Origin of the sequence: Klebsiella africana (assembly GCF_020526085.1) — a bacterium.
In the GTDB taxonomy this organism is placed as follows: Bacteria; Pseudomonadota; Gammaproteobacteria; order Enterobacterales; family Enterobacteriaceae; genus Klebsiella; species Klebsiella africana.
Genome location: NZ_CP084874.1, coordinates 2,066,489 through 2,086,536, shown reverse-complemented (window position 1 = coordinate 2,086,536; position 20,048 = coordinate 2,066,489). Strand labels below are relative to the sequence as shown.

Here is a 20,048-nt window from a genome sequence, read left to right as displayed (position 1 = left end):
CCCTCTTTTTCATTATTGATTGGCCGCGGCCTGAGGGTCTGTTTGGGTACAAAGGAAACGATTCTGAGAGCGTAATATGCCGCCATTGGGCGGGGTCTACAGCACAAGATGTAACCAATGCGCTGATTGGTGATTAAATTTATGTTAACTTAGTGTTAGTAGAAAATGACTTTTTATCGGTAGGCTATAACCCTGAGTTAACTGTTCATGAAACTGCGTCATCTGGAAATCTTCTATGCTGTCATGACTTGCGGCTCTTTATCGCGGGCGGCGGAAGCGCTCAATATCTCCCAGCCAGCGGCCAGCAAAGCGTTAAAAAGCGCCGAGATGAAACTGGGTTTTACCCTCTTTCAACGGGTGCGCGGCAAGCTGCTACCGACCAGCGAGGCGATCACACTTTTCGAAAAAGCGCAGAGCATTTATCAGGACCTGGACAACCTGCGCCTGCTGGCCGATAACCTGGCTCGCGATCCGCGCGCCAAAATCACCTTAGGCTGCCTGCCGAGTCTGGGATTAAGCCTGGTGCCTGAGCTGGTGACCGACTTTTATCAGCAAAACAGCAACCTGGTGATGACCCTGACCACCGAGCACACCGAGACGCTGATCAGGAAACTGGATTTACGCGAGATAGATTTAGCGCTGACGCTGCAGCCGGTGCAGCAAGGGGAGATCCTGACCACCCTGATTGCCGAAGTGCCGCTGGTGTACATCGACCGTCATTATCGTCAGGGGCCGGTGGAGATCGACCAGATCGATCAGCAGCGCTGGATCTCGCCGGGCCCGCACTCGCTCTCTGCCGCCATCGCCACCCGTCGCGACTTTTCCACCACCCGGCTTAACGTCCAGACCTACTATATGGCCACCGAGTTCGTGAAGCGCGGCATGGGCTGCAGTATTACCGACATCTTTTCCGCCCAGCACAACCTGGCCCCGGAGATGATCCATCCCATTACGCCGCCGATCGCCATTAACCTCTGCCTGTTACGCCGGGCCGACGTTTCCCTGAGCCCGATGGCGCAAAAGTTCGTCGATTTTCTCTGCCAGCGTCTGCGCCAGCAGCTCAAGGAGATTAACCTGCGGTTATACCCTGACCATAAAAAGTCAATTGCGCCGCTGGGGTAAATGCTTTGACATAACCCGATAAATTTATCAGCGGTGGATATATCGGGTTATGAATAAACGCATTGTCATTATCGGCGGCGGCGTGGTCGGTCTGGCCACAGCCTGGGAACTGATCAAGCGCGGCCATCAAGTGCAATTACTGGAGCGCAATGCCGAACCGGGCAGCGCCACCAGTTTTGCCAACGGCGGACAATTAAGTTACCGCTACGTCGCCCCTCTTGCCGACAGCGGCGTTCCCCTGCAGGGTATTAAATGGATGGGCAAAGCCGATTCGCCGCTGAATATGCGTCTCAGGATGTCTTTCCAGCAGTGGCGCTGGCTGCTGCAGTTTCTGCGCGCCTGTAATAACCAGACCAATAAAATGAATGGCGACCATATTTTACGCCTGTCGCTGCTCAGCCGTCAGGTCATGCAGGCGTGGCGGGATGAGGATAATCTTGCCGATTTCCACTGGCGGCGCAGCGGAAAATTAATTATCCATCGCCGCGAATATGATTTTAATAAAGCAGCAAAAGGGATAGATCCTCAATATCAGCAGGCGCTGAATGCTGAAGCCTGCCTGCAGCTGGAGCCGGCCCTTAAATATATTAGTCCTTCTCTGCAGGGCGGAATCTATTCGCCTGGCGATGAAACGGCAGATTGTCATCAGTTCTGCCTTGCCCTGCTCGACAAGCTCAATGCCAGCAGCGACTTTAGCCTGCTGACCCATTGTGAAGTGCGGCGACTTAATAAGCGCGGGGGGCACATCAGCAGCCTGGAGACCAGTCAGGGGACCCTCACCGGCGATGAGTATGTTGTCGCCGCCGGTAACGGCAGCGGTGCTCTGCTGGGCCATCTGGGCGTTCGCGTGCCGCTGTGCGCCCTGAAAGGGTACAGCTTGACCCTCCCCTATCCAGAGAAGGCGGGCATTGCCCCGGACATCAGCGTCACCGACTACGGACACAAAATCGTTTATGCCCGTCTTGGCCAACAACTGCGCATCGCGGCGATGGTGGACATCGGCTACGACGGCGACGAACTGCGCGAAAGCCGCATTCAGGCGCTGAAAAACATCGTCGCCCGCAGCTTTCCCGAACTCGAGGGGCTGGACGAGGCCGAAGTCTGGACCGGCATGCGCCCGTCAACGCCAGCAGGCCCGCCGATGCTGGGGCGCGCCGGATACCCCAACCTGTGGATGAACCTCGGCCAGGGTAGCCTCGGCTTTACCCTCGCCGCCGGCAGCGCGGTGGTGCTGGGCGCGTTAATCGACAATCAGATGCCAGACATTTCTTTAGAAGGTCTCACATGGAAACAAACCGCATGACAATTATTCGCAATAATCCACAACCTCGTCTTTCCGCCAGCGTTGCGTATGGCGATCTGCTGTTCCTCTCCGGCCAGACGCCAAAAAGCAATGAAGACAATATCGTTTTACAAACCCGCGAAGTACTGGAGAAGATCGACGCCCTGCTGGCCGCGGCCGGGAGCGATAAGCAGCACATTCTCTCCGCACAAATCTGGCTGAAAAATATCGAACGTGATTTTGCCGCGTTCAATGAGGTGTGGGTGCAATGGATGCCGGAAGGCTGTAGCCCGGCGCGAGCGGCCGTGCAGGCGGAGATGGCGCGACCAGAAATTCTGGTGGAGATCATGCTCACCGCCGTCAAAGCGTAAAGAACGACAGCAAAGAAAAAGGCCGCAATGCGGCCTTTTTAATTAGTTCAGATTATTTGTCTTTCGGCGACGCGTTTTCGACACGGCTTTTCAGCTTCTGACCGGGTCTGAAGGTCACCACGCGCCGGGCTGTAATGGGAATATCCTCCCCCGTCTTCGGGTTACGTCCCGGGCGTTGGTTTTTATCCCGCAAATCGAAGTTGCCGAACCCGGAGAGTTTGACCTGTTCTCCGTTTTCCAGAGCACGACGGATCTCTTCGAAAAACAACTCGACCAGTTCTTTGGCATCCCGCTTGCTAAGCCCAAGCTTATCAAACAGATATTCTGACATTTCAGCTTTTGTAAGCGCCATAGGTTCAATCCCTCAATGATGCCTGGAATCGCTCTTTTAATGCCTCTACACATCTGGCAACGGTAGCGGCAATCTCCTCTTCTTCGAGTGTACGGCTGGTATCCTGCAGGATCAGGCTAATCGCAAGGCTCTTATACCCTTCCGCCACACCCTTACCACGGTACACGTCAAATAAGTTTACGCCAACTACCTGATTTACGCCAACTTTCTTACATTCGGCTAAAACATCGGCGGCAGCCACGTTTTCCGCGACCAGCACCGCGATGTCGCGACGGTTCGCCGGGAAGCGGGAAATATCGCGCGCCTGAGGCACCACGCGGTCTGCGAGCTTGTTCCACTCCAGTTCGAACACCAGAGTGCGACCGTTCAGATCCAGTTTACGTTCCAGCTCAGGATGAACAACCCCAATGAAACCAATGCGTTCACCTTTAAGATAAATCGCTGCGGATTGTCCCGGATGCAACGCGGTGGTCGCTTCAGCACGGAATTCGATGTCGGCTAATTTACCGGTTAAATCCAGAACGGCTTCCAGATCGCCTTTCAGATCATAGAAATCGACCGTCTCTTTCGCCAGTGTCCAGTGCTCTTCGTAGCGGTTGCCGCAGATCGCCCCGGCCAGCATCACATCCTGACGAATGCCCAGCGGCGCATTGGTATCCGGCACAAAGCGCAGGCCGCTCTCAAAGATGCGCACCCGGTTCTGCTGACGGTTCTGGTTGTAGACCACAGTTCCCAGCAGGCCGGTCCACAGCGACAGGCGCATCGCCGACATTTCGCTGGAGATTGGGCTTGGCAGGATCAGCGCCTCTTCCCCGGCGTGGATCAGCTGCTGGACTTTCGGGTCGACGAAGCTGTAGGTGATCACTTCCTGATAGCCTTTGTCATTCAGCAGCGTTTTCACGCGCTTCAGCGACAGGTCCGCTTCCCGGTGGGTGCCCATGATCAGCCCCGCCTGCACCGGCTCATCGGGAATGTTGTTGTAGCCGTAGACGCGAGCCACTTCTTCGACCAGATCTTCTTCGATCTCCATGTCGAAACGCCAGCTCGGCGCGACAGCCTGCCATTCGCCTTCGCCAACCGTCACTTCACAGCCGAGACGCTGCAAAATGTCAGTAACCTGCGCGTCGTCGATGTGATGGCCAATCAGGCGATCCAGCTTGCTGCGACGCAGCGTAATGGTGGCGCGGGTTGGCAGATTCTCTTTGCTGGTAACGTCAATGACCGGGCCGGCTTCACCGCCACAGAGGTCGATCAGCAGACGAGTGGCACGCTCCAGCGCTTTATACTGCAGGGCCGGATCGACGCCGCGTTCATAGCGATGCGAGGCATCGGTGTGCAGGCCGTGACGGCGCGCGCGACCGGTAATGGCCAGCGGGCTGAAAAAGGCGGATTCCAGCAGCACATTTTGTGTTTCACCGTTCACACCGGAGTGTTCCCCGCCGAAGATCCCGCCCATCGCCAGCGCTTTGTTATGGTCAGCAATAACCAGAGTGTCGCTGTCGAGCTTAGCTTCAGAGCCATCGAGCAGGACCAGGGTTTCCCCCTCTTTCGCCATGCGCACCACGATCCCGCCTTCGATACGGTCGCGGTCAAAGGCGTGCATCGGCTGGCCCAGCTCAAGCAGCACATAGTTGGTGATATCAACCACTGCGTCGATGGAGCGGATCCCGCAGCGGCGCAGTTTCTCTTTCATCCACAGCGGCGTCGGTGCTTTGACGTTGATGCCTTTCACCACCCGGCCCAGATAGCGCGGGCACGCCTGCGGGGCGTCAACCTGAATCGGCAGCACGTCGTCAATGGTGGCGGCAACCGGAGAGATTTCCGGCGCGTTCAGCGGCGCTTTGTTCAGCACGGCCACGTCGCGCGCGACGCCGATGATGCCCAGACAGTCGGCCCGGTTCGGGGTGACGCTGATTTCGATAGTGTTATCATCAAGCTTCAGGTATTCGCGAATATCGGTGCCGATCGGCGCATCTGCCGGCAGCTCGATGATACCGCTATGGTCGTCGGAAATACCCAGCTCGGAGAAGGAGCACAGCATCCCCTCAGACGGCTCGCCGCGCAGCTTCGCAGCCTTGATTTTGAAATCGCCAGGCAGTACGGCGCCGATGGTGGCTACCGCGACCTTTAGCCCCTGACGGCAGTTTGGCGCGCCGCAGACGATGTCCAGCAGGCGTTCGCCGCCGACGTTGACTTTGGTGACGCGCAGTTTGTCGGCGTTCGGGTGCTGACCGCACTCCACCACTTCCCCGACAACGACGCCGTTGAAGCTGCCGGCGACCGGCTCAACGCCATCTACTTCGAGGCCCGCCATGGTGATCTGATCGGAAAGCGCTTCGCTGTCGATCGCCGGGTTAACCCATTCGCGTAACCACAGTTCACTGAATTTCATTGTTCTGTCCTGCCCTTATTTAAACTGTTTGAGGAAACGCAGATCGTTTTCGAAGAACGCGCGCAGATCGGTAACGCCATAACGCAGCATGGTCAGACGCTCCATACCCATACCGAAGGCGAAGCCGGAGTACACTTCCGGATCGATACCCACATTGCGCAGCACGTTCGGATGCACCATCCCGCAGCCCAGCACTTCCAGCCATTTGCCGTTTTTACCCATCACGTCAACTTCCGCAGACGGTTCAGTGAACGGGAAGTAGGACGGACGGAAACGGACCTGCAGATCTTCTTCAAAGAAGTTGTTCAGGAAGTCGTGCAGCGTCCCTTTCAGGTTGGTGAAGCTGATATTTTTATCAACGATCAGGCCTTCCATCTGGTGGAACATCGGGGTGTGGGTCTGATCGTAGTCGTTACGATAGACACGGCCGGGCGCGATAATGCGGATGGGCGGCTGCTGGTTTTCCATGGTGCGGATCTGCACGCCAGAGGTCTGGGTGCGCAGCAGGCGAGTGGCATCGAACCAGAAAGTGTCGTGGTCAGCACGTGCCGGATGGTGACCCGGAATATTCAGCGCATCGAAGTTATGGTAATCATCTTCGATTTCCGGGCCCGTCGCCACGGTAAAGCCGAGCTCACCGAAGAAACTTTCAATTCGATCAATAGTGCGAGTAACCGGATGCAGGCCGCCATTTTCCATGCGGCGCCCCGGCAGCGAGACGTCAATGGTCTCTGCGGCCAGACGCGCATTCAGCGCCGCGCCTTCCAGTTCAGCTTTACGCGCGTTCAACGCCTGCTGCACCTGCTCTTTCGCTTCGTTGATGACCGCACCGGCTGCCGGACGCTCTTCCGGCGGCAACTCACGCAGGGTGGTCATTTGCAGGGTCAGATGCCCTTTTTTACCCAGGTATTCCACGCGGACGTTGTCCAGCGCAGCAACATCTGATGCCTCGTTAATGGCTGCCTTGGCACTGGCAACCAGCTCTGCGAGATGTGACATGGTTTTCCTCATTATGTCGGTGCAGACACCGGTTATAGTGAAATTAATATCCCGAATCCATATACGAAAAAAGCCTCCACAGGGGAGGCTTTCTGGCGCTGTTTTCCGTTTCTTCTTTCACGCGCAAGCCCCCTGAGTTCAGGTGCTAAAGTAAAAAAAGAAGCGGAAAATAGCAGCATTCATGCTTGCATTACCTTGTCTGGTAAGAAACGTCAGACCTGTATTGAAAAGCCTGCGCCGATAAAAGTCAATGTATTGATGGTGTTGAAACGAAAAGAGGGAGACAAGCTCCCTCTTTCAACTGGCTTATGCCAGAGCTGCTTTCGCTTTTTCGACCAGAGCGGTGAACGCTACTTTGTCGAATACGGCGATGTCAGCCAGGATCTTACGGTCGATTTCAACAGAGGCTTTTTTCAGGCCATTGATGAATTTGCTGTAAGAAATACCGTTCTGACGTGCTGCTGCGTTGATACGTGCAATCCACAGTTGACGGAACTGACGTTTACGTTGACGACGGTCACGGTAAGCGTACTGACCAGCTTTGATAACAGCCTGGAAGGCAACGCGGTATACGCGAGAACGCGCACCGTAGTAGCCTTTAGCTTGTTTCAAAATTTTCTTGTGACGTGCACGTGCAATTACACCACGTTTTACGCGAGCCATGTGTGCTCTCCTGTATCTATTCTAAGTTAAAAAAGTTAAACGTTAACGACTTATGCGTACGGCAGGCACGCGATAACCAGGCCCAGATCGCCTTTGGAAACCATGGCTTTCGGACGCAGGTGACGTTTACGCTTGGTAGCTTTTTTAGTCAGAATGTGACGCAGGTTAGCGTGCTTGTGCTTAAAACCACCTTTACCGGTTTTTTTGAAGCGCTTAGCAGCACCGCGTACGGTCTTAATTTTTGGCATTTTAATAACTTCCACTTCGCATTGTTAATAAACGAAACAAAGGCGAACAAAACCAGTGAGCCGAAGCCCACCGGAAATGTTTCTTGATGGCCTTACTGTTTCTTCTTAGGAGCGAGCACCATGATCATCTGGCGGCCTTCGATCTTCGTTGGGAAGGATTCGACTACTGCCAGTTCAACCAGATCGTCTTTCACGCGGTTAAGCACTTCCATACCGATCTGCTGGTGGGCCATCTCACGACCGCGGAAACGCAGCGTGATCTTGGCCTTATCGCCATCTTCGAGAAAGCGAATCAGGCTGCGGAGTTTTACCTGATAGTCACCTTCATCAGTACCAGGGCGGAATTTAATTTCCTTAACCTGGATAACTTTCTGCTTCTTCTTCTGTTCCTTAGAAGACTTACTCTTTTCATAAAGGAACTTGCCGTAGTCCATGATACGACAAACTGGCGGCTCGGCGTTAGGGCTGATTTCAACTAAATCTACTCCAGCCTCTTCAGCCTTTTCGATAGCTTCTCTCAGACTCACAATACCCAGCTGCTCACCTTCCAGACCTGTTAAGCGAACTTCCTGGGCGCGAATCTCGCCATTGATACGATTCGGACGTGCCGTTTGAACTCGTTTTCCGCCTTTAATACCTTATTCCTCCAGTTGTTGAAGACTGCGGCTGCGAATCTCTTGTTGCAGCTTCTCGATCACTTCATTTACGTCCATGCTGCCGAGGTCTTTCCCGCGACGGGTGCGCACGGCCACTTTGCCGGCTTCGACTTCTTTGTCGCCACAGACCAACATATACGGGACACGACGTAAAGTGTGCTCGCGGATTTTAAAGCCAATCTTCTCATTTCTCAAGTCTGCTTTTACACGAATGCCCGCATTTTGTAGTTTACGCGTCAATTCGTTAACGTATTCAGCCTGAGAATCGGTAATATTCATGACCACTACCTGCACTGGTGCAATCCAGGTTGGGAAGAAGCCAGCGAACTCTTCGGTCAGGATGCCAATGAAGCGCTCCAGAGAACCGAGAATCGCACGGTGAATCATGACCGGCACCTGACGCTCGTTGTTTTCGCCCACATAGGAGGCGCTTAAACGCTGCGGCAGAGAGAAGTCCAGCTGTACGGTACCGCACTGCCATGCACGATCGAGGCAGTCATACAGGGTAAATTCAATTTTCGGGCCGTAGAACGCCCCTTCACCCAGTTGATATTCAAATGGGATATTATTTTCTTCCAGCGCCACCGCCAGATCCGCTTCCGCGCGATCCCAGGTCTCATCGCTACCGATACGTTTTTCCGGGCGAGTTGACAGTTTGACGACGATCTTCTCGAAGCCAAAGGTGCTGTACATATCGTAGACCATACGAATACAGGCGTTCACTTCATCGCGAACCTGATTTTCAGTACAGAAGATATGCGCATCATCCTGGGTAAAGCCGCGAACGCGCATCAGACCATGCAGCGCGCCAGACGGTTCGTTACGATGGCAGCTACCGAATTCCGCCATACGCAGCGGCAGATCGCGGTAGGATTTCAACCCCTGGTTGAAGATCTGCACGTGACCCGGGCAGTTCATCGGCTTGATGCAGTATTCACGGTTCTCAGAAGAGGTAGTGAACATCGCATCTTTGTAGTTGTCCCAGTGGCCGGTTTTTTCCCACAGCACACGGTCCATCATGAACGGACCTTTGACTTCCTGGTACTGATACTCTTTCAGTTTCGAACGGACAAAGGTTTCCAGTTCACGGAAGATAGTCCAGCCGTCGTTGTGCCAGAACACCATCCCCGGCGCCTCTTCCTGCATGTGATACAGGTCGAGCTGCTTACCGATTTTACGGTGGTCACGCTTGGCGGCTTCTTCCAGACGCTGCAGGTAGGCATTCAGCGCTTTTTTATCTGCCCACGCGGTACCGTAGATACGCTGCAACATTTTATTGTTGCTGTCGCCGCGCCAGTAAGCACCGGCGGTTTTCATCAGCTTAAAGTGATGGCAGAAGCGCATGTTCGGTACGTGCGGACCGCGGCACATATCGATATATTCTTCATGATGATACAGGCCAGGCTTGTCATCATGGGCAATATTTTCATCAAGAATAGAAACTTTATAGGTTTCGCCGCGTTTCACGAAGGTTTCACGCGCTTCATGCCAGCTCACTTTCTTCTTGATGACGTCGTAGTTTTTCTCGGCGAGCTCATGCATGCGTTTTTCGAGCGCGTCGATATCTTCCTGGGTCAGGGTGTGGTCGAGGTCTACGTCATAGTAGAAGCCATTATCGACAACCGGACCGATAGCCATTTTGGTGTTGGGCCACAGCTGTTTAATGGCATGGCCTAACAGATGCGCGCAGGAGTGACGAATGATCTCCAGCCCTTCTTCATCTTTCGCGGTGATGATAGAGAGAGTGGAATCGGTTTCGATCGGATCGCAGGCATCTACCAGTTCACCGTTTACCCGCCCGGCAATGGTGGCTTTCGCCAGGCCTGGACCAATATCCAGCGCAACATCCATCGGGCTAACAGCGTGGTCAAAATGGCGTTGGCTGCCATCAGGAAGCGTAATTACAGGCATTTTATGTCCTTATTTGCAGTGGTGCCCCACACGAAAGAGCACATACAAAACTATATAATCATAATTATCATCAGGTTAAGGCGCAGTTCCCGCTTCACTCTGCGAAAATAGGAGCACGATCGGAGCGATCGTTCCCGCCTGCCGCCGCCTGCTGATAACACCGGGGAGTAGTTTACACATCATTGATACGTGATTAAAGCCGCAACAGCATAAATGATGGCAGAATGCGGAGAAAACAAGGGGGCCAGGGATAAAAAGCAAAATATTCGCCGTTAAGGCGCGGTAATAATCGCCAGCGAAACCAGACGATATTATTCGGACGAGATAAAAGAAGCGCGTTGATATTGCCAGCTGAATGTTTATCGCAGATTGTTAAACCGGTACCACTTTACCCGGCTTAATAAACTTACCGCGAAGCCATAACCGGCAATATTATGACCACTCGCCGGCCACCAGCGTATGCACATTAAAGGCATCGCTCATGGATTGTCCAGTGGTCCGGGAACCGGGGGCAATATTCGAACCAGCCTCAACATCGGTGGCTTTGGCGATGCCTACCTGAGTATGGTCCTGGTTACCCGACGGCGGAACGGGCGTGGCGGCTGACGCGCCAAAAGAAAGCACGCACAGCGCCAGGGCTGCGATGGTAATTTGACTATTTTTCATGATGTTTATTCTCATATTACGAAAGACATGCCGGATAATGTCATCATCCGGTGAGTGCTTGTTAGTATAGATCCAGATCACATATTTGTCCGTCGAATATTTAGCTTTTTGTGTCAAATAGAATGAATATTTGTCAGCAAACCGGGAATAATGGAGAAAAGATGGAGAGCCATTTGTTTTTATAAAAACTAAAACGAACGGTCAGAAAAAATAATGCCACATATTGCTAAATTTAAAACGAACAGGCCGGGAAAGCCGGCCTGAAAATATTACATTTTATACCCGAGGGACAGCGAGGTCCGGCGGTCGGTATGCTCCGGCGCAGACGAAGGCGGCGCGGAGTTCCAGGTGACGTTGTAGGCAACCTTCAAAGCGAAGTGGGCATTAATCGCCACGTTTAATGCGCTCTCAGAGTTAACCGTGGTGTCCTCGGCGCCAAACACGGATACCCCTTGCGTAAATTTCGCGTTATCGGTCATCTGCCAGGCCCAGGTTCCAGAAGCGTACCCCAGCGGCTGGGTGTCGGTATCCCCGTCGGTATACTCGTCATAGCGAACGCCAGGACCGAATTCAAACCGCAGGCTGTGCACCGGACCATTGAGGACCTGACGGCCATAGCCCGCCGTCAGGACATCACGCTGCTGATAGCCATTGTAGCGGTCAGTTAGCCAACTCCCCTGCCCAAAAACGTAGTTCATGTCGGTCAGGTTATAGCGGCTACGACCGCCGACAGCATATTTTTCTGAGGATCGCTCATCGTTCGACGACGTGTTGCTGGCGTTCCCCCACAGCGACCAGGCGGTGGTATTGCCATACCAGGTCAGGGTGGAATCGGCCGTCATCGACGAGTTCTTGGTGTTGCCGGACTGCGCCAGGTAGCCTGCGTTAACTACCCCTTCGAACGGTTTTTTGGCAGCGGAAGGGTCATCCATGACGGTAAATACAGAATCATCGGCCAATGCGCCAAGAGACGCACAAAGCCCCCCCGCCAGCATAACCGCTGCGGGTACTGTCTTTAAAAGCTTCATTATAACTCTCTAAAATACATTTTTTAGGACAGTACAAATGATGAACAGGCTTAACCTCGCCGGCTCATTGAATTTAGCGTCCGTACAACATAAAAGAGACCTGAGGGTCCCGGAAACTTTCGCGAGGATCGCGCAGTGCAGGTCCTAAGAAAGGTAGCAAATTATAAAAAAGCACGAATAACATAGCAATCACTTACTCTTTCGTTTTTTGAATAAGACAGCTCCGGAAACAATCTTTATTTCATAATGAAAATAGCGGCTTCTTTGCAAAACTCTCAGGAACAATACTTTCCCTCTCGGGGTCATCGTGCCATGCTTAAATAAAATACAGTCGCCGTATTAAGGAGGAGAAGGAATGACCAAAATTTATACGTTAACGCTGGCCCCCTCGCTGGATAGCGCCACGCAGACCCCGCAAATCTACCCGGAAGGAAAACTCCGTTGCAGCGCCCCGGTATTTGAGCCTGGCGGCGGCGGGATCAACGTCGCCCGCGCAGTGACCTTTCTCGGCGGTAAAGCCACGGCCATTTTCCCGATTGGCGGCGCCACCGGCGAACATCTTGCCGCTCTGCTGGCCGATGAGCAGGTTCCGGTCGAGACCGTCGAAACCCGCGACTGGACGCGGCAAAACCTGCACGTCCACGTGGCGGCCAGCGGCGAACAGTATCGCTTCGTTATGCCCGGCGCGGCACTGACAGACGATGAATTCCGCCGTCTGGAAGAGAAGGTTCTGACTATCGAACCCGGCTCTCTGCTGGTGGTCAGCGGCAGCCTGCCGCCAGGTATTAGCGTCGAAAACCTGATGCAACTGGTGAAAAATGCGCAACAGCAGGGGCTGCGCTGCATCATTGACAGTTCCGGCGATGCGCTGGCCGCCGCGCTGGACGTCGGCAATATTGAGCTGGTGAAACCAAACCAGAAAGAGCTTAGCGCCCTCGTGCAGCGCGATCTCAGCCAACCCGATGACGTGCGTCTTGCGGCTCAGTCGCTGATCCAGTCCGGTAAAGTACGTCGGGTGGTGGTTTCACTCGGACCACAGGGGGCGTTGGGCGTGGACGCCAGCGGCAGCGTTCAGGTGGTACCGCCACCGATGAAAAGCCAGAGTACCGTCGGCGCTGGAGACAGCATGGTGGGCGCCATGACCCTGCGTCTAGCGGAAAATGCCGGACTGGAGGACATGGTACGCTTTGGCGTCGCCGCCGGTAGCGCCGCAACGATCAATCAAGGCACCCGCCTCTGCTCACAGGCCAATACGCAAAAAATCTACGATTATCTCTGCGGGCGTTGATCTTCACCGACCCCTCCGCGCCGCGGAGGGGAACCACAATATAAGCAGGATGGTCTATGCTGGAAAGGCCATGCATAACAACGGGGTGTAGAGATGAGTAATGAGATTACCGCCTGGGTGGTCAGTGTGACCTTCCACGAACAGGCGCTGACGGAGATCAATGAGGTCAGCAACCATTTTACCCGCGCCGGCTTCGTACTGACCCTCAATGATGAAGAGGGCACTCCCCATGAGCTGGGCACCAATACCTTTGGCCTGCTTAGCGCCCAGGATGCAAATGACGTAGAGGCCCTCAGCGCCGGCCTGGCGGAAGCAGCCCTTGGCCGCCCGGCAGAGATCACCGTCAGCACATTCGCCGAGTGGTTAAAAGCTCAATAAGTGCGTTTAGCGCAACGGAAAGCGTCAGTTGTGCGTCAGTTCCAGGTTTACCCGGTAGTAATGCGCTAACCTTATGATATGGTGGAAAACATGGGGAGAGACAGCATGTGGCAAGCAATCAGTACTCTTTTACGCGATTGGCATACCGAAGACGCTGAAATCGAACTGAAAACCGAGCTACCCGGTGGAGAGATCCATTCCGCCTGGCATTTACGCTTCGGCGGGAAAGATTACTTCGTGAAAGGCGACGAACGGGAACTCCTGCCTATCTTCACCGCCGAGGCCGATCAGCTTGAGCTGCTGTCGCGCAGCAAAACCGTTCGCGTACCGCAGGTCTACGCCGTCGGCAGCGATCGTGACTACAGCTTTGTGGTCATGGAGTATCTCCCTCCCCGTCCACTGGATGCGCATAATGCTTTCCTGCTTGGCCAGCAGTTAGCCCACCTCCATCAGTGGAGCGATCAGCCGCAGTTCGGTCTGGATTTTGATAACGATCTTTCCACCACGCCACAGCCCAACGCCTGGCAGCGTCGCTGGTCAGTGTTCTTTGCCGAGCAGCGTATTGGCTGGCAGCTGGAGCTGGCGGCGGAGAAAGGTCTACACTTTGGCAATATCGATACCTTAGTCGATGTGGTACAGCAGCGGTTAGCCAACCATCAGCCGCAGCCTTCGTTGCTGCATGGGGACCTGTGGTCAGGTAACTGCGCTTTAGGTCCGGATGGCCCCTATATTTTCGATCCCGCTTGCTACTGGGGCGACCGTGAGTGCGATTTAGCCATGCTGCCGATGCACCCGGAGCAGCCCCCGCAGATCTACGACGGCTATCAGTCCGTCTCGCCACTGCCGTCAGGTTTTCTCGACCGCCAGCCGATCTATCAGCTCTATACGTTGCTGAACCGGGCGATTTTGTTCGGTGGCCAGCACCTGGTGACGGCCCAGCAGGCACTGGACGATGTATTGATGGAAAAAACGCGTTAGGCAATCCTCACGGCGGACGTCCCGGTCCGCCGCAATTCATGATCAGTTAATCTCGACGCCGTTCAGACGGAATTTGATGGTCATCGTCACGCCGGTTCCTGGTCTTGCCTGCTCATAACGCCATCTGCGCATCGCGCTTTTCACTTCACGCTCGAACATATTCGCCGGCTGAGCAGACAGGATCTGCAGATTATCAATGCGGCCATCAGGCGTAACGTCAAACTTCACCCGCACCGTTCCTTCAATGCGCAGCGCCTGGGCGCGCGCCGGATAGGTGGGCTGGACACGGCTGATCGCCCGCGGGCCGCTTGGGGCAGTGATCGTGGGTTTGGCCGCTGCGGTCGAGGTGCTCGGCGCGGTTCGTGCCGGCGTCGTATTGTTGTTTTCAAACGGCGAGGCCGGACGCGGCTCCGCTGCCGGCTTCACGTCCCGCTTCGGCTGCTCAACCTTTTTCTCTGGCTTTGGCTTGGGTTTCGGTTTGGGCTTCGGCTTAGGTTCCGGTTTATGGATCACCACCGGCGCCTCTTTCGGCGGTTCAGGCACTACCTCTGGCTCCGGCTCAGGTTCAGGTTCAACAACGGGCTCCACGACAGGCTGCGCCGCCGGAGGCGGCTCAAGATCGGCCGGCGCCACCATCGTAATCTCTATCGGCTGCGTCGGAGAAGGCTGTTCAATAACCTGATGTACCGAGGTATAAAGCAGCCCCGCCACAACGGCACCGTGGATAGCCACGGACAGCAGCGTTGGCCACGGGAAGCGGCGAGGTAAATCAAGGGTCATTGCGCTCATAGTCGTTTCTGTTGAAAAATGATGCTCCGATTTTAAATGCAAATAGCAATCATATTCAATAAGGCGACTTAACCTGAGTCAATTTTTGCCCCCGTTTGCAGAAAAAAGCCGCGTCGGCAGAGCATTCGACGCCGGAGTGCATCTTTGCATTGCAGTCCATCGCCGTTTCACTTAACGTAATTCGCCTGTTTAATGATAAGGAGCTTTGCCGTGCTTTACGTTATCTACGCTGAAGATATCGCCGATTCTCTGGAAAAGCGGCTGTCGGTTCGCCCCGCGCATCTTGCGCGATTACAACTCTTACATGATGAAGGTCGGCTGCTTACCGCCGGGCCTATGCCGGCCGTTGACAGCAACGAACCGGGCGCAGCGGGATTCAGTGGCTCAACGGTGATTGCTGAGTTTGAATCACTGGAGGCGGCTCAGGCCTGGGCCAATGACGATCCGTATATCGCCGCCGGGGTTTACCGCCAGGTCTCTGTTAAACCGTATAAGAAGGTGTTTTGAAAATATCCTTTTCCTGACCTGGTTAACCCCACAACCAGACCAGGCCACCGATTCAAGGGCGCATTTTGCTACATGACATTCAAATGTCGCCCTTTTAAACCGCACGAAACGTTGGCTGTAATCTGCCTGACGCGCCCGGAAGACAAGCGCATTCCTTCCATCGTCCGCCCTCCATGCCTGAATATGAGCGGCCACCAGCCTGCGACAAGAGCCTCTGAGAACAATCTCTGCCACAGTAAGATGTTACTTATTTATAATAAGCGATAGCATAATAGATACCGCGTGTAGAATGACTCATCTCTTATGTAGGTCTGTTAGGTATGCTCTTATATTTTAGTTATCGCCTACCGTACAGGCCCGCACATCCTACTATAGCACAATAAGTTTAAAATACTGTTGAAAGAGGTAATTACAGAGCGAGCGTTTTTTACCGGTAGATGTTAAGCCATAGCGCAAGGTTGATTAAAATTTCTGAAAGGGAATGACAAATATTTTCAATAACGCTGGTCTTTTTTTGGGCTACCATTCATGTACTTGAACATATTGAGGAATACTTTTGTGAACGCTCTGAAAAAAACGGCATTAGTTTCTCTGCTTGCCTTATATATCCCGTTGTCACAAGCCGCTGCGACAGAATATAGCCTTGACCCGCAGCATACTTCAGTTGTTATTGCCTGGAACCATTTCGGCTTTTCCAATCCAACCGCATATATATCTGATGTTTCAGGGAAAATTTCTTTTGATAAAGAAAATCCTGAGAAATCCTCTGTGAATGTTACTCTGCCGGTAAAAACCATTGATACTCATGTCAAGGCATTAACAGATGAATTTTTAGGCAAAGACTATTTCGATGTCAAAACATTTCCTGAAGCCACATTCCAGAGCACCCGCGTGGTAAGTAAAGGGGGCAATAAATATGATGTCGAAGGTAACCTGACCATAAAAGATATGACTAAACCAGTCTTACTACATGCAACTCTCAATAAACAGGACATGCATCCTATGGTGAAAAAACAGGCCATTGGATTTGATGCCACCGGGGTCATTAAGCGCTCCGATTTCAAATTAGATAAATATGTACCTGCGGTCAGTGATAACGTGACCATCACGTTATCCACTGAAGCCTACGCCCAATAAGTTTATGCACGGATGATGCGTGCTTTTATGAAGGCTGATATTCCGTAGCCATGGTGAAATAACAACAAGATCGGAATATCAGTACATGCTGTTTACCGGTTAATGGTTAGCGCGACAAGAACAGGTTCTGCAGTTAATTACTGAGCATGCATAGCATAAACAGCGCACGCAGAGAGAAAGAGAGAAAAGGCTACGGCACCGCGTTCGGTGCCGTTGGTCTGCTTGCTTAACTCTCGGGGAAGATAAACAGCAGAGCATGACGCTGCCGTTTTACCAGTCCTTTCCTGATAGCAAGGATCCGCATATTGCGGCGCGATTGGGCTTCCAGCCAGCGCGCTTTGCGGCGATTCACCTGTCTTAGCATGCGCCAGCGCCCTACTTCCGTTCTACTACGCTTCATTGCAACGACTCTACGAGTGAAAACAGCCCCCATTATAAACCTCTGCTGACAGCTGACTACCGCTTTCGCTGCGTTTTTATTTGCCAGAAAAATACTGATGCGTAAACTCATGACATCACGTCATTCAAAAGGATTTTACATCTATGACAACCTTTTACACGGTGGTGAACTGGCTGGTCATTCTGGGGTACTGGCTGTTGATCGCCGGTGTAACATTACGAATTTTAATGAAACGCCGCGCTGTGCCGTCCGCTATGGCATGGCTGTTGATCATTTATATCCTGCCGCTGGTGGGGATCATCGCCTATCTCTCCTTCGGTGAACTGCATCTCGGCAAACGCCGGGCGGAACGCGCCAGAGCAATGTGGCCCTCCACGGCAAAATGGTTAAACGACCTCAAAGCCTGCAAACATATCTTCGCGGAAGATAACAGCCCGGTGGCAGAATCCCTGTTCAAGCTGTGTGAGCGGCGTCAGGGCATTGGCGGCGTAAAAGGCAACCAACTGCAGCTGTTGACGGAATCTGACGACGTGATGCAGGCTCTGATCCGCGATATTCAGCTGGCCCGTCACAGTATCGAGATGGTCTTTTATATCTGGCAGCCCGGCGGCATGGCCGACAGCGTCGCCGAATCGCTGATGGCCGCCGCCCGACGCGGGGTACACTGCCGGTTAATGCTCGACTCTGCGGGCAGCGTGGCCTTTTTCCGCAGCCCGTGGGCAGCCATGATGCGTAACGCCGGTATTGAAGTCGTCGAAGCCCTCAAAGTTAACCTGATGCGTGTGTTCCTGCGCCGGATGGACCTGCGTCAGCATCGCAAAATGGTGATGATCGATAACTATATCGCCTACACCGGCAGCATGAATATGGTCGATCCGCGCTACTTTAAACAGGACTCTGGGGTCGGGCAGTGGATTGACCTGATGGCGCGTATGGAGGGCCCGGTGGCAACCTCAATGGGCATCGTCTACTCCTGCGACTGGGAAATAGAGACCGGTAAACGCATTTTGCCGCCCCCGCCGGACGTCAATATCATGCCGTTCGAAGAGGCCAGCGGACATACTATCCATACCATCGCTTCCGGACCGGGCTTTCCGGAAGATCTGATCCATCAGGCGCTCCTCACCGCCGCCTACGCGGCGAAAGAGCATTTAATCATGACCACCCCCTACTTCGTCCCAAGCGACGACCTGCTGCACGCCATCTGTACCGCTGCTCAGCGCGGCGTCGACGTGAGCATCATTTTACCGCGCAAGAATGATTCGCTGCTGGTCGGCTGGGCCAGCCGGGCCTTTTTCACCGAACTGCTGGCGGCCGGGGTCAAAATTTATCAGTTTGAAGGCGGACTGTTGCATACCAAGAGCGTACTGGTCGATGGCGAACTGAGCCTGGTGGGGACTGTCAACCTGGATATGCGCAGCCTGTGGCTCAACTTCGAGATCACGCTGGTCATCGATGACGCCGGTTTCGGCAGCGATCTGGCGGCGGTGCAGGATGACTATATCTCGCGTTCGCGCCTGCTGGATGCCCGTCGCTGGTTAAAACGTCCGCTGTGGCAGCGGATCGCCGAGCGACTGTTTTACTTCTTCAGTCCGTTGCTGTAAAACGTGCCCATCAGATACCGAATGAGTAGCAATCATGGATATGGATTTAAATAACCGCCTGACCGAAGACGAAACGCTTGAGCAGGCTTACGATATCTTTCTCGAACTGGCGGCCGACAATCTCGACCCGGCGGACATCATTCTGTTTAACCTGCAGTTTGAGGAGCGCGGCGGTGCCGAGCTGTTTGATCCTTCCGCAGACTGGGAAGAGCATGTGGATTACGATCTGAACCCGGATTTCTTTGCTGAAGTGGTGATTGGCCTGGCGGATACCGACGGCGGGGAAATCAATGATATCTTCGCCCGCGTGCTTCTGTGCCGCGAAAAAGATCATAAGCTGTGCCATATTCTGTGGCGTGAATAACGCTCACCGACCTGAGTAAAAGCCTGCCGCGGTCTTTCCGGCAGGCTTTTTTATACCGCCAGCTTACTTCGGTAACGCATGACCGCAGGCGTGGCAAAAACGGGCGTTATCATCATGTTCACCCTGCCGGCACTGCGGGCATAAGCGATGCTGACGCCGACGGTTCAGGGCGCTGGTCATATGGGTAGTGATAAGCCCGGTCGGAATCGCGATGATGGAGTAGCCGATCAAGATGAGAATGGAGGCCAGAATGCGGCCCACTGGGGTGTGCGGGGTAATATCGCCATAGCCGACGGTCGTGATGGTCACAATGGCCCAATAGACAGAGGCATTGAGCGTGGTAAAGCCGTATTGTGGCCCTTCAATCAGATACATAAGCGAGCCGAAAATCACCATCACAATGGCGATAAACGAATAGAACAGAATGAGCTGGTGGCGGGCACTGACGATAGCCCGCCAGAATACGTTGAGCGAAGGCATAAAGCGCAACAGTTTGAGAATACGCAGCGCGCGGATCGCCCGCATTGCCCGCCAGGCAAAAACATAATTCAGGCTAATTTCCGGCCATAGCCACATCACGTACAGCGGCAGAATCGTCGCCAGATCAATCAGCCCCCAAAAACTGAAAATATAATGGAGCGGATTAGGCCAGGTGGCGATACGCAGCAGGTACTCCACGGTAAAGACTGCCGTCACCAGCAGCTCCAGCCAGACAAAAATATGCCATTCGTCTAATGTCAGATGATATTGCGTGCCCAGCCCCGATTCGATAAATATCACCAACACGCTGAGCAAGGCGAAAAGTCCGCACAGCCCTTCAAAGCGGCGCCCGGAAAGTCGATTCTGATCGAAAAGTAAATGATAAAGCCGCAGACGAGCGGCAGAAAGCATACCCACTTCGTTATCCTCGCAA

22 protein-coding genes, 1 pseudogene and 1 other annotated feature are annotated in these 20,048 nt (G+C 53.7%); of the genes and pseudogenes, 10 read left to right on the top strand and 13 right to left on the bottom strand.

From position 1 onward, the window contains the following. Positions 1-207: 207 nt before the first annotated feature. The 3 genes from admX to LGL98_RS10085 are packed head-to-tail and all read left to right on the top strand — an operon-like array spanning position 208 to position 2,775. Complete coding sequence (gene admX, locus LGL98_RS10095) at positions 208-1,122, top strand: HTH-type transcriptional regulator AdmX (RefSeq protein ID WP_136032322.1); 915 nt, start codon at positions 208-210, stop codon at positions 1,120-1,122. A 49-nt stretch (positions 1,123-1,171) separates the two neighbouring features. Beyond that, entirely contained in the window at positions 1,172-2,425 is a 1,254-nt protein-coding gene (locus LGL98_RS10090) for a D-amino acid dehydrogenase (protein ID WP_136032320.1), read from the top strand. Then, positions 2,422-2,775 (top strand): RidA family protein, encoded by a 354-nt coding sequence (locus LGL98_RS10085; protein ID WP_136032318.1) that lies wholly within the window; start codon positions 2,422-2,424, stop codon positions 2,773-2,775. Before LGL98_RS10090 ends, LGL98_RS10085 begins: the two co-directional genes overlap by 4 nt. A 52-nt stretch (positions 2,776-2,827) precedes the next feature. On the opposite strand, the gene ihfA is transcribed toward LGL98_RS10085, so the two are convergent. The 10 genes from ihfA to LGL98_RS10035 form a co-directional block, all read right to left on the bottom strand. Then, positions 2,828-3,127, bottom strand: a complete 300-nt coding sequence (gene ihfA, locus LGL98_RS10080) for an integration host factor subunit alpha (RefSeq protein WP_002909098.1) — start codon at positions 3,125-3,127, stop codon at positions 2,828-2,830. A 4-nt stretch (positions 3,128-3,131) separates the two neighbouring features. Beyond that, on the bottom strand, positions 3,132-5,519 hold the full coding sequence (pheT, locus tag LGL98_RS10075) for a phenylalanine--tRNA ligase subunit beta (RefSeq protein WP_136032315.1): 2,388 nt from the start codon (positions 5,517-5,519) through the stop codon (positions 3,132-3,134). 15 nt (positions 5,520-5,534) lie between these two features. Beyond that, complete coding sequence (pheS, locus tag LGL98_RS10070) at positions 5,535-6,518, bottom strand: phenylalanine--tRNA ligase subunit alpha (RefSeq protein WP_061154223.1); 984 nt, start codon at positions 6,516-6,518, stop codon at positions 5,535-5,537. A 63-nt stretch (positions 6,519-6,581) separates the two neighbouring features. Further along, positions 6,582-6,706, bottom strand: a sequence feature (Phe leader region). Further along, the gene (pheM, locus tag LGL98_RS10065; RefSeq protein WP_001386830.1) at positions 6,657-6,701 is read right to left on the bottom strand and encodes a pheST operon leader peptide PheM; all 45 of its coding nucleotides are present in this window, start codon (positions 6,699-6,701) and stop codon (positions 6,657-6,659) included. It overlaps the preceding feature by 45 nt. Positions 6,707-6,824: 118 nt before the next feature. Further along, positions 6,825-7,181, bottom strand: coding sequence for a 50S ribosomal protein L20 (gene rplT / locus LGL98_RS10060; protein WP_000124850.1), 357 nt, complete (start codon positions 7,179-7,181; stop codon positions 6,825-6,827). Between the two features lie 50 nt (positions 7,182-7,231). Then, positions 7,232-7,429 (bottom strand): 50S ribosomal protein L35, encoded by a 198-nt coding sequence (gene rpmI / locus LGL98_RS10055; protein WP_001124225.1) that lies wholly within the window; start codon positions 7,427-7,429, stop codon positions 7,232-7,234. A 92-nt stretch (positions 7,430-7,521) separates the two neighbouring features. After that, positions 7,522-8,064, bottom strand: coding sequence for a translation initiation factor IF-3 (infC, locus tag LGL98_RS10050; protein WP_004189469.1), 543 nt, complete (start codon positions 8,062-8,064; stop codon positions 7,522-7,524). A 3-nt stretch (positions 8,065-8,067) separates the two neighbouring features. Further along, a complete protein-coding gene (thrS, locus tag LGL98_RS10045) occupies positions 8,068-9,996 on the bottom strand; it encodes a threonine--tRNA ligase (protein WP_136032313.1) in 1,929 nt (642 codons plus the stop codon). 432 nt (positions 9,997-10,428) lie between these two features. Then, a complete protein-coding gene (locus LGL98_RS10040) occupies positions 10,429-10,662 on the bottom strand; it encodes a YdgH/BhsA/McbA family protein (RefSeq protein ID WP_136032310.1) in 234 nt (77 codons plus the stop codon). A gap of 269 nt (positions 10,663-10,931) precedes the next feature. Continuing rightward, the gene (locus tag LGL98_RS10035; protein ID WP_136032309.1) at positions 10,932-11,690 is read right to left on the bottom strand and encodes a DUF481 domain-containing protein; all 759 of its coding nucleotides are present in this window, start codon (positions 11,688-11,690) and stop codon (positions 10,932-10,934) included. Between the two features lie 355 nt (positions 11,691-12,045). On the opposite strand from LGL98_RS10035, the gene pfkB reads away from it, so the two are divergent. From pfkB to LGL98_RS10020, 3 genes are all read left to right on the top strand, one after another. Further along, the gene (gene pfkB / locus LGL98_RS10030; RefSeq protein ID WP_136032307.1) at positions 12,046-12,978 is read left to right on the top strand and encodes a 6-phosphofructokinase II; all 933 of its coding nucleotides are present in this window, start codon (positions 12,046-12,048) and stop codon (positions 12,976-12,978) included. Positions 12,979-13,071: 93 nt separating this feature from the next. Then, the gene (gene ghoS / locus LGL98_RS10025) at positions 13,072-13,356 is read left to right on the top strand and encodes a type V toxin-antitoxin system endoribonuclease antitoxin GhoS (RefSeq protein WP_136032305.1); all 285 of its coding nucleotides are present in this window, start codon (positions 13,072-13,074) and stop codon (positions 13,354-13,356) included. A gap of 105 nt (positions 13,357-13,461) precedes the next feature. Continuing rightward, positions 13,462-14,334 (top strand): fructosamine kinase family protein, encoded by an 873-nt coding sequence (locus tag LGL98_RS10020; RefSeq protein WP_136032303.1) that lies wholly within the window; start codon positions 13,462-13,464, stop codon positions 14,332-14,334. A gap of 42 nt (positions 14,335-14,376) precedes the next feature. On the opposite strand, the gene tonB is transcribed toward LGL98_RS10020, so the two are convergent. Further along, a complete protein-coding gene (gene tonB / locus LGL98_RS10015; protein ID WP_136032301.1) occupies positions 14,377-15,123 on the bottom strand; it encodes a TonB system transport protein TonB in 747 nt (248 codons plus the stop codon). A 210-nt stretch (positions 15,124-15,333) separates the two neighbouring features. Between tonB and LGL98_RS10010 the strand changes: the two genes are divergently transcribed. Continuing rightward, positions 15,334-15,630 (top strand): YciI family protein, encoded by a 297-nt coding sequence (locus LGL98_RS10010; protein WP_002910042.1) that lies wholly within the window; start codon positions 15,334-15,336, stop codon positions 15,628-15,630. 488 nt (positions 15,631-16,118) lie between these two features. Further along, positions 16,119-16,767, top strand: a pseudogene (locus tag LGL98_RS10005) (YceI family protein). 226 nt (positions 16,768-16,993) lie between these two features. On the opposite strand, the gene LGL98_RS10000 reads toward LGL98_RS10005, so the two are convergent. Continuing rightward, on the bottom strand, positions 16,994-17,167 hold the full coding sequence (locus tag LGL98_RS10000; RefSeq protein WP_132312360.1) for a YciY family protein: 174 nt from the start codon (positions 17,165-17,167) through the stop codon (positions 16,994-16,996). A gap of 143 nt (positions 17,168-17,310) precedes the next feature. Between LGL98_RS10000 and cls the strand changes: the two genes are divergently transcribed. Both cls and LGL98_RS09990 read left to right on the top strand, forming a co-directional pair. Beyond that, a complete protein-coding gene (gene cls / locus LGL98_RS09995; protein ID WP_136032297.1) occupies positions 17,311-18,771 on the top strand; it encodes a cardiolipin synthase in 1,461 nt (486 codons plus the stop codon). A gap of 34 nt (positions 18,772-18,805) precedes the next feature. Then, positions 18,806-19,135, top strand: coding sequence for an HI1450 family dsDNA-mimic protein (locus LGL98_RS09990; RefSeq protein ID WP_002910079.1), 330 nt, complete (start codon positions 18,806-18,808; stop codon positions 19,133-19,135). Positions 19,136-19,198: 63 nt separating this feature from the next. Here the strand turns inward: LGL98_RS09990 and LGL98_RS09985 are convergent, their stop codons facing one another. Then, on the bottom strand, positions 19,199-20,026 hold the full coding sequence (locus LGL98_RS09985) for an ion transporter (RefSeq protein WP_136032851.1): 828 nt from the start codon (positions 20,024-20,026) through the stop codon (positions 19,199-19,201). Between the last annotated feature and the right edge of the window lie 22 nt (positions 20,027-20,048).